This is a genomic window from Paenibacillus sp. NPDC093718 (genome assembly GCF_050279985.1).
Classification (GTDB): Bacteria; Bacillota; Bacilli; order Paenibacillales; family Paenibacillaceae; genus Paenibacillus_AQ.
This window is the reverse complement of the sequence record NZ_JBNNUS010000004.1, coordinates 450,694-466,098: the sequence shown is the minus strand read 5'-3', so window position 1 is coordinate 466,098 and position 15,405 is coordinate 450,694. Positions and strand designations below refer to the sequence as shown.

13 protein-coding genes and 1 pseudogene are annotated in these 15,405 nt (G+C 51.8%); 9 read left to right on the top strand and 5 right to left on the bottom strand.

Annotated elements, in window-relative coordinates:
- Positions 1–97 precede the first annotated feature (97 nt).
- From ACQKPA_RS14995 to ACQKPA_RS14985, 3 genes and pseudogenes are all read left to right on the top strand, one after another.
- Positions 98–691, top strand: a complete 594-nt coding sequence (locus ACQKPA_RS14995) for a TetR/AcrR family transcriptional regulator (protein ID WP_427493418.1) — start codon at positions 98–100, stop codon at positions 689–691.
- 43 nt (positions 692–734) lie between these two features.
- Positions 735–815, top strand: a pseudogene (locus ACQKPA_RS14990) (PhnA domain-containing protein); the annotation flags it as partial.
- A 224-nt stretch (positions 816–1,039) separates the two neighbouring features.
- Entirely contained in the window at positions 1,040–1,753 is a 714-nt protein-coding gene (locus tag ACQKPA_RS14985; protein ID WP_194540150.1) for a sulfite exporter TauE/SafE family protein, read from the top strand.
- A gap of 28 nt (positions 1,754–1,781) precedes the next feature.
- On the opposite strand, the gene ACQKPA_RS14980 is transcribed toward ACQKPA_RS14985, so the two are convergent.
- The 4 genes from ACQKPA_RS14980 to ACQKPA_RS14965 form a co-directional block, all read right to left on the bottom strand.
- On the bottom strand, positions 1,782–2,891 hold the full coding sequence (locus ACQKPA_RS14980) for a glycosyl hydrolase family 8 (protein WP_427493417.1): 1,110 nt from the start codon (positions 2,889–2,891) through the stop codon (positions 1,782–1,784).
- 167 nt (positions 2,892–3,058) lie between these two features.
- Positions 3,059–4,354 carry a polysaccharide deacetylase family protein gene (locus ACQKPA_RS14975; protein WP_427493416.1) on the bottom strand — a complete coding sequence of 432 codons (1,296 nt, stop codon included), beginning with the start codon at positions 4,352–4,354 and terminating at the stop codon, positions 3,059–3,061.
- Positions 4,355–4,392: 38 nt separating this feature from the next.
- Complete coding sequence (locus tag ACQKPA_RS14970) at positions 4,393–5,133, bottom strand: hypothetical protein (RefSeq protein WP_427493415.1); 741 nt, start codon at positions 5,131–5,133, stop codon at positions 4,393–4,395.
- A gap of 223 nt (positions 5,134–5,356) precedes the next feature.
- The gene (locus ACQKPA_RS14965; protein WP_427493414.1) at positions 5,357–6,343 is read right to left on the bottom strand and encodes a glycerophosphodiester phosphodiesterase family protein; all 987 of its coding nucleotides are present in this window, start codon (positions 6,341–6,343) and stop codon (positions 5,357–5,359) included.
- A 192-nt stretch (positions 6,344–6,535) separates the two neighbouring features.
- Between ACQKPA_RS14965 and ACQKPA_RS14960 the strand changes: the two genes are divergently transcribed.
- Both ACQKPA_RS14960 and ACQKPA_RS14955 read left to right on the top strand, forming a co-directional pair.
- Positions 6,536–7,231: an FHA domain-containing protein gene (locus ACQKPA_RS14960; RefSeq protein WP_427493413.1), complete on the top strand. Its 696-nt coding sequence runs from the start codon at positions 6,536–6,538 to the stop codon at positions 7,229–7,231.
- 189 nt (positions 7,232–7,420) lie between these two features.
- Positions 7,421–9,046 (top strand): glycoside hydrolase family 9 protein, encoded by a 1,626-nt coding sequence (locus ACQKPA_RS14955; protein ID WP_427493412.1) that lies wholly within the window; start codon positions 7,421–7,423, stop codon positions 9,044–9,046.
- Positions 9,047–9,122: 76 nt separating this feature from the next.
- On the opposite strand, the gene ACQKPA_RS14950 is transcribed toward ACQKPA_RS14955, so the two are convergent.
- Positions 9,123–9,581, bottom strand: a complete 459-nt coding sequence (locus ACQKPA_RS14950) for a hypothetical protein (RefSeq protein ID WP_427493411.1) — start codon at positions 9,579–9,581, stop codon at positions 9,123–9,125.
- A 371-nt stretch (positions 9,582–9,952) separates the two neighbouring features.
- Between ACQKPA_RS14950 and ACQKPA_RS14945 the strand changes: the two genes are divergently transcribed.
- From ACQKPA_RS14945 to ACQKPA_RS14930, 4 genes are all read left to right on the top strand, one after another.
- Complete coding sequence (locus tag ACQKPA_RS14945) at positions 9,953–11,386, top strand: PTS mannitol transporter subunit IICB (RefSeq protein ID WP_427493410.1); 1,434 nt, start codon at positions 9,953–9,955, stop codon at positions 11,384–11,386.
- A gap of 74 nt (positions 11,387–11,460) precedes the next feature.
- Positions 11,461–13,530, top strand: a complete 2,070-nt coding sequence (locus ACQKPA_RS14940) for a BglG family transcription antiterminator (protein ID WP_427493576.1) — start codon at positions 11,461–11,463, stop codon at positions 13,528–13,530.
- A gap of 17 nt (positions 13,531–13,547) precedes the next feature.
- On the top strand, positions 13,548–13,988 hold the full coding sequence (locus ACQKPA_RS14935; RefSeq protein ID WP_427493409.1) for a PTS sugar transporter subunit IIA: 441 nt from the start codon (positions 13,548–13,550) through the stop codon (positions 13,986–13,988).
- On the top strand, positions 13,985–15,154 hold the full coding sequence (locus tag ACQKPA_RS14930; protein WP_427493408.1) for a mannitol-1-phosphate 5-dehydrogenase: 1,170 nt from the start codon (positions 13,985–13,987) through the stop codon (positions 15,152–15,154). Before ACQKPA_RS14935 ends, ACQKPA_RS14930 begins: the two co-directional genes overlap by 4 nt.
- Positions 15,155–15,405: the final 251 nt, after the last annotated feature.

The following is a 15,405-nucleotide window of genomic DNA, read 5'->3' as shown; positions in this document are numbered from 1 at the left end:
TACCTAGCTTGTGGCATCGTCAATGATTTAGTGAAATTAATTTATGTATAAATTTCATAAATTACATAATTAATCTTAGGAGTTAGGATGAAGGGAAATGAACGGTTTTGAGAAAAGAGCGAGTCTGATCAAAGAGAAGATTATGAGAACCACCTTGGAACTGGTGCGCACCTCGGAGCTGAAGCGGATTCGGATTGCCGACATATCCAAGGCAGCCAAGGTATCGCAGGTGACGATCTATAATTACTTCGGCAGCAAGGAGGAGCTGCTGCGCGAGGTTTTTCGCAACTATTTTGATAAGGCGATTCGGGATTTTGAGGAATATATGAGCGAAGGTCACTCCTTGAAGGAGAAGATCGAGCACATTATTTTTCTGGAGAAGGAATCCTACAGTGATTTTCCGCCAGGATTGATTAAAGAGTTGTTAATCGATGACGAAGAATTGGCCCGTTATATGGAGGAGCAGTACAGGAACAAAGCCATTCCGCTCACCATTCAGATTATTGAGGAGGGCAAGGCCAGCGGTGAGATTTCACCTGAGGTATCGACAGAGCACGTCCTGGCTTTTATCCAGCTGTACATGAATCAATATGAATCGATTCTGGCTATGGCCCAGCAAAGTGATGATATGGACGGCTTCCTGGAGGGAATGGTTCATATGTTCTTCTACGGTGTCTGCGGAAAGGCTTAATCCTCGGTAACCGAAGTATTGATACTGGCCAGCTTAGGTTTCTAATGGCGATCACGATATTGATTGCAAAATCGACGGATTCGGGGCTATGAAATTGAAATCGGAATTTGTAAAAAAGATATAAGATGCGTTTATTGCATATCATCGTGTATACGTGGTAACAACAACCCTCCAATCGTGGAGGGTTGTTCTCATCTAACCAAGGCACGCGTCTTACATCTGGTGCACAACAAGCACAAATTAAGCACGCAACTTACCCGTCCCGATGATTCCATTATGTTACAATGACAGGATGGGGTTGCCCTCAAATAGGAGTCTCCCGCAATACGTGAAGAAAGCAGGTGCAGCGTGGATATTATACTGTTTGCGGTCATTATTTTCGTGGCGTCCATTCTTCAGACCAGCACCGGGTTTGGGTTCTCTATCCTGGCTACGCCGTTTCTGCTGCTCTTGTTCCAGCCTAACGAGGCTATTCAGATTAATTTGATTCTTTCTCTTGTCATCTCGGCTGCTCTAATCGCGAGGATACGCAAGGACATCGACTATGGCATCCTCAAGCGATTGGTGATCGGAAGTGCGGCTGGACTCCCTCTCGGCATCGTTATTTTTTCGTTTATCGATATTCGTTATCTGAAGTTAGGCGTTAGTCTGATCATATTGGCATTAACCGTCATGCTGATGCTAAAATTCAGAATCCGTCAGAGCCATGGCAGGGATCTGGCGGTAGGAGGGCTCTCAGGCTCTCTAACGACCAGCATTGGAATGCCGGGTCCGCCCCTGCTGTTATATTTCTCGGGGACCGACACGCAGAAGGCAAAGCTCAGAGGGACGACACTCGCCTTCTATTTGTTCATCTATTCCCTGAGTTTGATCATTCAGGTTATCGTAGCGGGAACGAGCAAGACGGTCTGGGTATCGAGTGGAATTGCGCTTCCCTTGGTGTTCGTCGGGCTGTTGATCGGACAGCGACTATTCATAGTCATTAATCAGAGAGTATTCCAGATATTCACCTATATCATTTTGATCTTTACGGGTGTGTATATGCTCATCGAGAGTCTGTAATGAGACCAAAGATTGCAGCAACGACGGATTATTTCACGGTTGGTTCTAGCAGCGTCTCCGCGAGCAGAGGAAACAGGTTATCAAAAGCATGCGTATTCCCATCAAACACATACCCTCCCGGAAAAGCGGGATCTTGGCCTCGGAATTCGATCATTCGATCATGCAGCTCCCGGGCCCAAGGGAGGTCATTCATTTTTAGCGCCAGGATAATAGCCAGGCCGTAAACGGCAGGCGACTCATATGCCGCGTCAGGCTTACGCGTCTTCCGGTTGTAGCGCCCTGCCAACTGCTGATTCTTCTGGAATTCTCCCTTCAAGAATTGTATGAGCTCCTTCGGCGGATGATCCATCTCCGCCAGATGGATGCCAATGATCAGCTGGTCGATTAGATTGACCGATGTGTCATACTCATATTGACCGGAGCCGATTTGATAGGTTTTGGGATAGAAGATACCGTCAGAAGGCATGTGGGAGAGCAGGTCCTGATACTGTTCATACTCCTGGCGGGACAGGATTCCGTTATTCTGCATTTCGCGCAGTGCCGATATGTCAGCGTAGACCAGGCTTAACACGGCTGCCGATGCATTCCGTTCAAAATCATGATAATCCACGAAGTATCCTTGGGTTTGGGCAGTTGCTTGCAATGATGAGCCGATCTCCTTCGCCAATTGAAGGTGTTCATCCCGGTCCCAGAGTTTGTACGCCTTCAGCAGGGCATCGAGGATTCGGAGATCATCGCCCAGTGCATTGGTCGTTACCTCGGATTGACCGTCTGGTCTGAGCTTCCACCGGATATAGGTTTCCTGACCATTATGGAGGAAGTAGGTTGTAAGAAGCTGGGCGCTATCATCGAACCGGGCTCGATCACCGGATAAGACAGCATACTGCATCCAAAGTCCGAGCGACTCGGATAACGCTTCTCTCCCGGCAACGATGTCCGGGTTCTCAGAAGAAGCGGGCTTGAGATAGGTAGCAATGGTACCGTTATCGTTGGTCATATGCTCTTCGATAAACGCTGCTGTCACGTCGGGGTTCTCCTTGCTATGGATGATAGCGTAGGCGATGAAGACGACGCCGATTAGAGCAAGAAGGGCGATGATCGCAAGAATGGCTTTCTTGCGGGAAATCCGGGTTGTCATAGGTTCACCTCGAACATACTATTCTACGCTTGCGTTCCTAAAGCCTTTAAGAAGACCGAACGAATAAATGTAGCTTCTCGGCCCCATCGTTCGTGTTTATCCATAAAAATGCCGTACCCGATGTTTGCAGAACAACGGATACGGCATTCGCTTAAAGGGTAGGTTCGCTATTGCAAACTGACAATAGTGAGTCCCTGATCCTGCAGGTGCTTAATAATCTTCGGCAAGGCGTCCACAACCGCCTGCGATTCATGCAGGAGGATGATGGAGCCGGAAGCTTCGATGTGCTGGACATACTCGAGGATTTTATCCTCGTCGCGGGTCAGCCAATCCTCGGGATCCCGGTTCCAGAGCACCATCTTACTGCCTTGCTGTTGGCTTAACGCTTCGGTCCGATCGTCAAAGGCACCGTAGGGCGGACGGAAGAGTACCAGCTTCTCGTCAGTAATATGCTCGATGAGGTCGGACACGCGGGTCAACTCTGCCTGCTGCTGTTCATAGGTAAGGCTTGTCAGCTGGCTATGAGTCATGGAATGGCTGCCGACAGGGTATCCGTTCGCATGGATGGCCCTGACATAGTCGGGATGTTTTTTTACATTGGTGCCAACAAAGAAGAACGTTCCGCCAACCTCGTGTTTTTTTAATACATTCATAATATCGATAGAGTGCTTGGATGGGCCATCATCAAATGTAAGGGCTACATACCCTTTGGGAAGGCTAAACGAGATGAACTCCTCCAGCTTCAGCTGTGGAAGGGAAGCAGGGGGTTTGTTATCCTTCGGTTTACTCTCCTTCGGTCTGCTCTCCGCTGCTTCCTCCTTTGAGGCTGCCACGGGTTTCGCGATCATGGTGCTCCGGTTCTCGGCAAGCAACTGGATAACGGTCTCTGCTTCCGCAGTGGCCGTTACTGCAGGGTGAGGCTTAATGTCACCGGGATACGAGTAATTAAATGAACTTAATAATACAACAAAAATCAAGCTCATCATGATGGCGCTTACCAGCTTAAGCGGAAGATGGTGCCGTTTCCTTGCGAAACGATTGGTTTTCAGGTCTCCTTCGGCGGCTGGTATCTCTTTGGGCAGATCCGCTTCGGATCGATGCGTGGAGAGGAAAGGCAACGTAGGCAAGTCATCTACATGTCGGATCTTCTTGATTGACTCTAATTCGTTCCTGAACGGAACGGAGCAGGCAAATGAAAACCGCTCACTATGTTCACGATATGTACGCGTAATGGAACCTATGTATTGCTGTTTGTTTGCATCCCATGCGGTATGTAAGGATATTCGGTGTTTATGAACCCCGTCGAACTCCGCCACGGCTGCTATATTCGCTATGTTCTCGTTATCGGTTAGCCATAATAGCTCCGCCGATTCTATTAGGGATAGCTTGATTCGTAGACCGAATGTTGCGGTATCCCTCTCGATCGCCAGCAGCTCTATGATTCTGCCATAGGATTCTGACATGATGGCCCCCCCTTTCTCTAGCTGTTATGCGGGTAAGATTATTCCGATGGTGTATTGGAAGCCGTGGTTTTCGGTGAGAAGGAGAAGGACATCTTCTCGGTAAAATCATTGATGGTCTGCATCAGCTTGGCTTTATCATCCAGGATGTTCTGGTATTGCTCCGCGTACTTCTGGTTGGCAATCTCCAGCTCCCGGGCCTTCTCTTCAAGCGAGTTGATCTTGAGCATGCTCTGATATTGGGTGTTGTTAGACTCCTCATAGAGCTTGTTGTACTTGGCGGTCTCGGTTTCGAGCTGGTTGGAGAGCTTCTCATACGCCAGGTTCGACGTTAACTGGTATTCCTTGTAATCCTCCAGCAGCTGATCGTAGGCCATCTGTTTGTTCGTCAGCACGTTCTCGAGTTCGCGGATTTCCTTGTTCTTCTCCTGAACCAGCTGATCTCTCTTGATCTGCTCATGCTTATACCGGTTGATCGTCTCGTTCGCTGTAAAGAGCTGATCCTCCAGTCCTCTATTCTTATAGGTCAGTAGCTGCCGTTCCTTCAGCATGTTCTCGATCGAAACGATGACATCGAGGCCGATCTTGTCCTGATTATCCTTGGAGAATAGATGTTTGTTGCCTTCTGCAGGGGGCAGTTCAGGCTCCGCGGAATAAGCCGCCTCTTCTTCTCCCGTTACAGCGATATCCTCTTGTTCGGTACTGTTCTTCTCGGGCTGGTTCTGATTCGAGCGGGTACTCTTAAACCACGCCATTCCTTTTTTCTCTGTTTCCCTGGCCAAAATATCAACTCCTATATATTCAATGATTCTATTATGAAATTAGGCTAAAAGACCCCTATTAATAGTAATCGGTAAAAACGTCCCAAAAACTTTGCCCTACACCCCGTGAAAATAAAAAAAGCCCCGCAGCGGGGCGGGAGCTTTTTAGCGGGTGGATGTTCCAGTTTATGCGGGTTTTCAACATGCCCTTATGGATGAGTTGAATGACATAGGGCCACTTCGATTATTCATTCTTCTTCATGGTCAGCTCCGGAGCGATAACGTCGACCCGATTCGTCCAAATGCCGCCGCTGTAGCCTTCCGGCAGTCGCTCCAAATCCGACTCGGAGTCGAACCCTTCCGACCAGCCGCCATCCCCGGCGACGAGGATGACCCGTGTATTGATGCTGTCCATCCGGTTCAGGAATTTATCCGGCCATCCCCACAAGTAACGGGCGTATTTCTCCGGGATATGCAGCTGGGTGTTGCGGCAGACCGATGGGAGGTAGCCGCTCCAGCCGGCTCCGGCGTAGGATGCGAGACAGCTCTTCAGCGTGCCCATCGACATGACGCGCAGGGATGGGAGCTGGGATTTTAATGCTCGGATCGGTTCGTCATCCCCATATACGGTCAGCTGGCTGAGACGCTTCACCGGCAGTCCGGACAGATACTCTGCCAGGAGTTTTCCCTCTTCGGGGTCGGTGCTTTTGATATGGATCAGGAATGAACCGTCAGGAAATGCCTCCAATACCTCGTCTAACGACGGAATCAACCCGACTCCCTTTCCCCGAAAAGGATATGTCGCTCCCTGATCGGCGGTGTAACCATACCCGATGTCTATGTTTTTTAACTGCTCCATGGTATAATCCTTGACCGAGCCCTCCACGTTGGTGCGGCATTCCATGGTCCAGTCGTGGAACACGGCGAACTGTCCGTCCTTGGTTGGCTTGATATCCAGCTCGACGATATCGGCGCCTGCTTCGAATGCGGCTTTCATGGACGGGATGGTGTTCTCCAGGTAAGCATGCTCCGGCACATAGATGCGGGAGGCAGTGCAAGTGTCAGCTTGAATGCCCTCCATCGAGAAGGTTTGTCCAAGCCCCCGATGCGCCAGCAACAGCGGCTCGGCGTCACGGTCTTTGGTGAACAGGGATGTATTATTAACAAACAGAAATACAAACAACACGAGAAAAAACAGTATGATTTTCTTCCATCTTTTTAGTTTTCGCATGATCCAATCCCCCAAAATCGTATACAATATGCAGTAGTAGATTTATAGTTATCTCTATCTAAGTTCTCTATATTAAATCCTTCTTCCTTAAATCTTAGTGATTTTGGGCGCATACTCAATAGCTGGATCATAACAATTGCATAATAGCGAACTGATAAACACAATGAGCAGCATATAAGAACGGGAGGGAGTATGATGGACAAATCCTCCTTTTTGATGGTGGAGCGGGGGAATCCCTACGAGCGTGGGGACGTTATAGCTTTGACCAAACCCATAACGGTGCTTGGCCGCAAGGGCCAGCATTTTGATCCGGATATCGCGTTTGATAATATCTTTGTGTCCCGGCGGCATGCAGCGCTGCTGTATCGAAGCGGGAAGTTCAGCATTAAGGATCTGAACAGCAAGCATGGCACCTTCGTCAATCAGGAACGGCTGGCTCCCCATGATGAAATTCCCCTCCAGCATGGAGATACCATTGTACTCGCTGGAGATCTGATCGTGTTGTCCTTCTCCATCCTCAGCATGGATGAGACGATGGACATTACACCGCTCATCAAACAGCTGGCTGCAGTCGAGGCTTCAGTCGGGCTTAGGCTCAATCCGTTCAAGCAGGAGCTGGTATACGGCGAGGATGTGTACGCTTTTTCGGAAAAAGAGTACAAATGCATGGAGCTGCTGATCAACCACCAAGGACAGTTTGTGTCCAAGGATCAGCTCAAGGCCTACGTTTGGCCCGAGCGAAGCTGCGGAACGGATGAAGTGCCCGATGTGAGCTCGGAGGAGCTGAATGCGTTGATTTACCGGGTCCGTAAGAAGACGAGAGGCATTCTGGACATTGAGAGCATCCGGGGGAAAGGTTATATTTTGCAGATGCAAGCCGATGGATAAACGTGATTGTGGGAACTCAAATGAAACAAAGATGAATACACAACAGACAAGCTCTTCCTCATGGGTAGGAAGGGCTTGCTTCATTTGGCATTGCATTTTATATAGCGGATGAGAGGGGATTGGCAATCGTTATCGAAGTTGTAAAGCATGGAAATTTCGAATCGACAATCGGAAGGGTGAGCAGAGGAGATGAACAAGGAGCATGGACAGCAAAACAGCATTGCCGTCAACCAGTTAGGCTATCGCAGCCAGGATGCCAAGGTTGCCGTCATTGCCGGTCAGGGTGGACGGTTTCATATCGTCAATGCATTAAACGGCGAGGTGGTTTGGCAGGGCCAAACATCACCCGCCATCGAGGATGTGGCCAGCGGGCAGACGGTAAGCCGAGGGGATTTCACCGCATGGGCAGTGCCCGGCACGTATCGGATTGAGACGGAGCATGGGCAAGCGTCGGTGCCTTTCGTCATAGCCGATGAGGTATACGAGGATGCGCACCGCGCATTGTTGAAAGCGTTTTATTATTTCCGCTGCGGAACGGTACTGGATGAGCTGCATGCCGGACCTTGGCAGCACGGAGCCTGCCATCTTACGCCTGCCATCGTTCATGGAGACGAATCGCGGCAGGTGGATGCCTGGGGAGGATGGCACGATGCCGGCGACTATGGCAAGTATGTCGTTCCCGGTGCCAAAGCGGTAGCCGATCTGCTGCTGGCTTTCGAGTTTTACCCGGAGGCGTTCGCTCAGCAGCTGCCACTGCCGGAAAGCGACGGTCGCATGCCGGATGTGCTTCATGAATGCCGGTATGAGCTGGAGTGGATGCGGCGCATGCAGGGGGAATCGGGAGGCGTGTTCCATAAACTCACGACCTTGCGTTTTCCGGCGGGAGACGTTATGCCGGAGGAGGATACGGCTCCGCTGTATCTGTCGCCGATCTCCGCAACGGCAACCGGTTGTTTTGCCGGAGTCATGGCGATGTCATCGCGGATCTATTCCCCCTATGATGAAGCCTTCGCCGCAAGCTGTCTGCAGGCAGCGGAACATGCTTGGGCATGGCTGGAGGCACATCCCAACATGCCGGGTTTCCGCAATCCGCCAGATATCGCTACAGGTGAATACGGCGACGGCCAGGATGCGGATGAACGGTACTGGGCCGCGGCAGAGTTATACCGCACAACGGGCGAGGAGCGGTATCATGAGGCTTTTCAAGCATTAGCCAGGCAGGAATCATTCGGGAAATACGAATTGGGTTGGGCGGACATGGGCGGCTATGGAACCTTCGCCTATCTGATGTCGGAGTGGGAAGAGGAGCCCGAGCTGGCAAAGGAACTGATGACGGGTCTGCTTCAGCGTGCGGATGAGCTTGCTGCTGTCAGTGATCGGGACGGGTATGGGATCTCGCTGCTGCCGGATCAATATATTTGGGGCAGCAATATGGTGGTATTGAATCACGCGATGCTTCTGCTGGTGGCGGGAAGACTGTCAGGTTCCGAAGATTATGATCGTCATATTCACGAGCATATACACTATGTGTTCGGGGCGAACGTGACGGGGATGAGTTATGTGACCGGGTTTGGGGCTAAGCCAATCCTGCACCCGCATCATCGTCCTTCCGAAGGCGACGGCGTGGAGGAGCCGGTTCCGGGCCTCGTCTCCGGCGGACCGAATAAGGGGCTTCACGATGACTATGCGCGTGAGCACTTGGCAGGCAAGGCGCCCGCCGCCTCCTTTGCTGATGTGATGGAGAGTTATTCTACCAACGAGGTAGCCATCTATTGGAACTCGCCGGCTGTGTTCGTGTTATCTCATTTTGTGTAGAAGAATAAAGCAGGCTAAAGCAAAAGAAACGCCGAGAGATTCTCGACGCTTCTTTTTTGTATCGGCCCGTTCATGGCTAGCGCCTTGATCGCCCCTTCACTAGCGGATGAAGCACTGTGGCCACCATGCCTGAGACGATGCCAACCACCGTACCTGTCACAACACTGCTGATGAAGGCGAAGGCTCTGGTCAGAAAGCTGCCCGCTGCTGCGGGCAGATCCGCCAGATTGCCGCCCAGAGCCGGCGGCGTTTCGAATGCCATATTCCACAATAGCTGATGGGTAATGCCCAAGAGCAATCCATAGACTGCACCGACGGCCATTAAGGGCACAAATGGATGTTTGACGCTATGCCGCTTTCCGAGTACATAAAGAATCCAGACGATCGGGGGAATAAAGACAAGCAGCCGGTTGATGAACCCGTGGGGGTCGACCCACTGCAAATCGTGGGCAATCACGCGGGGCAGACCGAGCAAAGCCAACAGAATGATAGTGAACATCGATAGACCGATGTGATTTCTTGCTTGTGTGTTCATTTTGTGGGAAAACCTCCATCGTTGTAAGTTCGGATTCACGATGTTATCCGTTATGAGGTTCAGTTTACCGAAGGAATGTTGTGAACTTATGACGGGGATGTACGCAATCCGTGAAATTACGTGGTTGGGCATGAAAGCTTGGAATATACAGGATCAGGGGCCGGCTTGATCTACGAATGAAACCGCGATGCGGCGGTATTTTCATAAAAACGACATGATCCTTTTAAAAGTTGTCAACAATATTCTTGACGAAACCCGCTTTTCCTTTCGTTGAGCCTTTTGCCGGGCTGACTTAACATAGAGATGTCAGAAGATAGCGACACAACAACATTCCGTTTTATTTTCAAATATGACTAGGGGGTCTATATACGATGTCCAACGAGACAAATACAAACGCTTCCAAAGGCATTCGCGTAAGGGTACAGCAGCTCGGCCGTCTCCTTAGCGGTATGGTGATGCCGAATATCGGTGCGTTTATTGCTTGGGGTCTGATTACGGCTCTGTTCATCCCGACCGGCTGGTTCCCGAATGAGAATCTGGGAGCGCTGGTTGACCCGATGATCAAGTACCTGCTCCCGCTCTTGATCGGTTACACGGGCGGGCAGATGATCCATGGCAAACGCGGTGCGGTGATCGGCGCGGTTACCACGGTCGGCGTTATCGTCGGGGCGGAGATTCCGATGTTCCTCGGCGCAATGATAGTCGGTCCGCTGGCCGCATGGGTATTGAAGCAGTTCGACAAGCTGATTGAAGGCAAAATCAAATCCGGTTTCGAAATGCTGGTGAACAACTTCTCGCTCGGCATTATTGGCGGCGCACTGACATTGGTGGCGTACACCGGAATCGGGCCGCTTGTACAGGGGATTACCCAAGCGTTGTCAGCCGGTGTTGACGTACTGGTCAATGCGAATCTGCTGCCGCTGGTCAACATTATCGTTGAGCCTGCGAAAGTATTGTTCCTTAACAATGCGATCAACCACGGAATCTTTAGTCCGATCGCCACAGAGGAGTCGGCACGGATCGGTCAATCGGTTCTGTATATGCTGGAATCGAATCCGGGTCCGGGACTGGGCATTCTTCTCGCCTATTGGTTCTTCGGACGCGGATCTGCCAAGTCTTCCGCACCGGGGGCAGTTGTCATTCACTTCCTTGGCGGTATTCATGAGATCTACTTCCCGTATATTCTGATGAAGCCGGTTCTGATCCTGGCTGCCATCGCGGGTGGCGTTGCCGGAACATTCACCTTCCAGATTCTTGGAGCCGGTTTGGTGGGCCCAGCGTCGCCGGGCAGCATCATTGCTTACTTCGCCATGGCGCCTAAAGGCGGCCTGATATCGGTCCTGGCCGGTGTTCTTGTTGCAACGATTGTCTCCTTTGCTGTAGCGGCATTACTGCTCAAAACAGGCAAAAAGACCGACGAAGAGCCGAATCTGGAAGAAGCATCCGCCAAGATGAGAGAAATGAAAACCGGCGGCATGAACGACCAAGTCGCTCCTGCTTCGGCGGCTGTAGCTAATCTGGACAAAGCGAATGTGAACAAAATCGTGTTTGCTTGCGATGCCGGCATGGGCTCCAGTGCGATGGGCGCTTCGGTATTAAGAAAGAAATTGCAGCAAGCGGGCGTTGATATTACGGTTGTGAACTCGGCGGTAAGCGAAATACCGGATGACGCGGATATCGTCATTACCCAGAAAACACTCACCGAGCGGGCCATCGCGAAGAATCCGAATGCGGAGCATATCTCCATCGACAACTTCTTGAAGAGTCCGAGATATGATGAGCTGGTGGAACGACTCAAAGACTAACATAAGCCTAAAACCATATGACACGCTGGCGTAGCAACGCCGGCGTTGTCTTTCATTTCATGAAGAAGGGGGCCATGCGTCTGGGACACATCACTGCCCGCCAACGACAAATCCTTCTGCTCCTGATGAGCAGGAACGAGGGCATGACGGCTGCAGAAATAGCCGCTGAGGTCGGGGTCAGCGTCAGGACGGTTCACCGGGAAATGGAGGAGATTGAGAAGGAACTGCAGGGCACGGGCGTTCTGCTTCATAAAAAATCGGGAACGGGCATCCGGCTGGAAGAGGAGACGCCTGAGGACATGGCTAAGCTGCGGAAGCGCCTGCTTACAGGGAAGCCGGCCGATTATTCCGTGGAAGAGCGCAAAATCCTCATGCTATGCGCCCTGCTTGAGGCGAATGAGCCCGTTAAACTGTTTGCTTTGGCCCATAGTTTAAAGGTCACCGTGCCGACCATCAGTAATGACCTGGATGAGCTGGAGCCATGGATGAAGCGGTTTAACCTTACCCTGATTCGCCGCAGAGGTTATGGTATCGAGATTGAAGGCTCGGAAGGCGTAAGGCGGTTGGCGATTTGTCGGCTTGTCGAGGAATATTTGGATTACTCCGATCTTGTCGGGGATGGATATCGCGATCAAAGCGAGCCGGTGACCGCACGTCTGCTCTCCATGATTGATAAACCGGTGCTGCTCGATGTAGAGAAATGTTTATGGGATATGAACTGGGACTGGACGGAGGGGCTTAGCGAAGGTGCATATACCGCGATGCTCATAGCGTTATCGGTTTCCGTAAACAGGATCAAGCAGGGGCGGATCATAGAGACAACGGATATTACGGCATATGGTAAATCCTCTTCGTCGGTGGAGGAGGCAAAGGATTTCGCGAGTCGTCTAGGACAAATCTTGAAGATGGATATTCACGATCCTGAAATGAAATATATTGCTCATTTGTTCGAATCAGCGAAGGACATGTCCGAGATCAGCGAACTGGCTCACACGGATGTAGAGATGGTGGAAATCGCCCAGCGTCTTATCGAACGGGTTCAGGGGCGCACCGGCATTCCATTCCAGGAGGACCGCACGCTGCGGACAGGTCTGGTGGAGCACATCGGGGCTGCCATGAAACGGATTCGGGAAGGGACCCGGATCCGGAATCCCTTGCTGAGCCCGATTCGGAAGGATTATGAGGAGCTGTTCGGAATTGTCCGTCGTTCCGTCGATGACATGAAGCTGGACATGATCGTCCCGGATGAAGAAATCGGGTTTCTGGTTATGCATTTCGGTGCTTCCAGCGAACGGCTGAACCAGCTGGGACATCATCTAAAGGCCATCCTGGTATGTTCCAGCGGTCTTAGCTCCTCAAGGCTTCTCGGGACCCGGCTGAATAAGGAGATGCCGCAGATTGAGGTGCTCGGCAACGTCTCGTGGTATGAAGCGGCCCGGATACCGAAGGAGCAATATGACCTTATTATTTCGACCATTGATCTTCCGCTGCCGAAGGAACGGTATGTGAGATTAAGTCCGCTGCTCACGGCGGATGATAAAGAGGCGCTGCTGCAATTCATCCAGAGCACATCCCTGAAACCGGCTGCAGGCATGGCTGCCAGTAAGCGCATCGAGGAAGAGCGTAAGATCGCGTCATTCGAGCGTCTGCGCATGCAGGCTGCCCTGATGAACGAGATCGTAACGCTACTGGATGGCTTTCATGTGTACCACCTGGATAATCGGCAGGATGATTTGCAGGGCACATTGGGCGAAGCTTTGGCTAAGGTGGTTGAGCGCGGGGCTGTTCGTGATGCGGAGAAGGTAATGGAGCGTTTGCTTGAGCGCGAACGGATGGGCACCCAGCTCATTCCGGATACGACGCTGGCCTTGTTCCATACGCGCAGCCGCCATATTACCTGGCCGTCTCTAACCTTGTTCCGGCTGGCGCATGCAGCGCCGCTGGAGGACGGGGCGGAGGCGGGTGTCATACTGCTGATGCTGGCACCGAAGCAGCTTCCGAAGGAGAGCTTGGAGGTGCTCAGTGAAATTAGCGCCATGCTGCTTCATTTCGAGCTGATCGAGCTGATGGAGCGGGGCAGCGAGGAAGAAATCCGATCCTATTTAGCGGAAGAGCTTCAGCATTTTTTCAATCACAGACCATAGAAAGAAGGAGAACCAACATGAGTAACATACTGTCCAAAGATAAAGTCGTACTGAACGCAATGGCTGATAGCAAGAGTGAAGCCATCCGCATGGCGGGGAATCTGCTTGTACAGGCAGGCCATGTATCCGAAGATTACGTAGATAAAATGCTGGAACGCGAAGAGATTGCCTCCACTTATATGGGCGGAGGACTCGCGATTCCCCACGGCACCAAAGAGGCTAAAGGCATGGTAATATCGACGGGATTGTCCATCGTCCGCTTCCCGGAAGGCGTAGATTTCGGAGGAGATGAGCCGGCGTTTATTGTCATTGGTATTGCAGCTGCCGGTGGTGACCACATGGAGATTCTAACGAATGTGGCCATGATCTTCACGGACGACGAGAGCATTGAGAAGGTGATGAACGCTTCCAGCGAAGAGGAGATTCTTGCGATCTTCGAAGGAGGAATGGGCGCATGAAAGCAGTCCATTTCGGAGCAGGGAACATCGGACGCGGTTTTATAGGGCTCTTGCTGTCACAAGCCGGTTACGAGGTTTGTTTTATCGACGTGAACGAAGAGTTGGTGTCGGAGCTGAAAGCGCGCGGGGAGTATCCCGTAACCTTGGCCAGCGAAGGACAGGAGACCACGATCGTTAAAGGCATCACGGCACTCAATAGCGCCTCGGAGCCGGAAGCTGCCGCACGTGCAGTAGCCGAAGCGGATCTCGTGACAACAGCGGTAGGCGTGAACATTCTGAAGTTCATCGCCGGTACCATTGCCGAGGGGCTGAAGCTCCGGCTGCAAGCGGAGTCGGCTGCACCCCTTCATATTATCGCATGCGAGAATGCCATCGGCGGGAGCACGCAGCTGAAAGAGCACGTCTACGGGAAGCTTGATGACGAGACGAAGCAGAAGGCCGATCAGCGGGTTGCGTTTCCGGATGCGGCCGTAGACCGGATTGTGCCGCTGCAGCAGCATGAGGACCGTCTGAAGGTCGTGGTGGAGCCGTTCTATGAGTGGGCGGTGGACCGCTCGCAGATGTTTGAGGATTATGTCCCTGTAGAAGGCATTCACTACGTGGACCGCCTGGAGCCGTACATTGAGCGCAAGCTGTTTACGGTGAATACCGGACACTGCTCGGCCGCGTATGTAGGGTTTCTAAAAGGCTACGAGACGATCCAGGACGCCATGAAGGACAAAGAGGTAGCGAGTCATGTCCGTGCGGTGCTGGAGGAGACGGGAGCTGCGCTCGTGCATAAACACGGCTTCAATCCTTCCGAGCATGGAGCCTATATCGATACCATCCTGGAGCGGTTCCGCAATCCGGCGCTGACCGACGAGGTGTCCCGCGTAGGCCGCTCCCCGATCCGGAAGCTGTCCCCGGGCGACCGCCTGGTGTCGCCGGCCATGCTGGCTTTCGAAAGCGGGCTTGCGTACAAGAGCTTGGCGAAATCCATGGCAGCGGCTCTGATGTTCGATGTTCCGGAAGATCCGGAAAGCGTGGAGCTGCAAGCATCGGTTCGGGATATCGGTGCAAGCGACACGGCTTCCCAATATACCGGCATTGCTGGTGAGCATCCGATCATGGGTGAGCTGATGGAGCAGTATGATGCGTTGAAGGCTGATATCGAAGCGGGTTCGTAAGGTATTGGCGGTGAATGTCATAGCAGGTCGATGCCATGTGCCGATAGGCCACGGCATTCCATCTATCTTGCATAGCCCCTGTTTCTCCCTGCGGAGAAATCAGGGGCTATTATGGTTCTCTCTCAGGGTATACAACGATCCTGATTTGTTTAAAATAATCCTTCATATATAGTGTCCAAGTGGTTCAATTGGGGTAGTGGCAATTCTGTAATTGGTTTTAATTACCAAATATTCCATCCATCGATTTTCAG

Coding starts and splice junctions, on each gene's coding strand:
- ACQKPA_RS14995 (WP_427493418.1), top strand. CDS start 98: ATGAACGGTTTTGAGAAAAGAGCGAGTCTGATCAAAGAGAAGATTATG.
- ACQKPA_RS14980 (WP_427493417.1), bottom strand. CDS start 2,891: ATGACAACCCGGATTTCCCGCAAGAAAGCCATTCTTGCGATCATCGCC.
- ACQKPA_RS14975 (WP_427493416.1), bottom strand. CDS start 4,354: ATGTCAGAATCCTATGGCAGAATCATAGAGCTGCTGGCGATCGAGAGG.
- ACQKPA_RS14965 (WP_427493414.1), bottom strand. CDS start 6,343: ATGCGAAAACTAAAAAGATGGAAGAAAATCATACTGTTTTTTCTCGTG.
- ACQKPA_RS14960 (WP_427493413.1), top strand. CDS start 6,536: ATGATGGACAAATCCTCCTTTTTGATGGTGGAGCGGGGGAATCCCTAC.
- ACQKPA_RS14955 (WP_427493412.1), top strand. CDS start 7,421: ATGAACAAGGAGCATGGACAGCAAAACAGCATTGCCGTCAACCAGTTA.
- ACQKPA_RS14950 (WP_427493411.1), bottom strand. CDS start 9,581: ATGAACACACAAGCAAGAAATCACATCGGTCTATCGATGTTCACTATC.
- ACQKPA_RS14945 (WP_427493410.1), top strand. CDS start 9,953: ATGTCCAACGAGACAAATACAAACGCTTCCAAAGGCATTCGCGTAAGG.
- ACQKPA_RS14940 (WP_427493576.1), top strand. CDS start 11,461: ATGCGTCTGGGACACATCACTGCCCGCCAACGACAAATCCTTCTGCTC.
- ACQKPA_RS14935 (WP_427493409.1), top strand. CDS start 13,548: ATGAGTAACATACTGTCCAAAGATAAAGTCGTACTGAACGCAATGGCT.
- ACQKPA_RS14930 (WP_427493408.1), top strand. CDS start 13,985: ATGAAAGCAGTCCATTTCGGAGCAGGGAACATCGGACGCGGTTTTATA.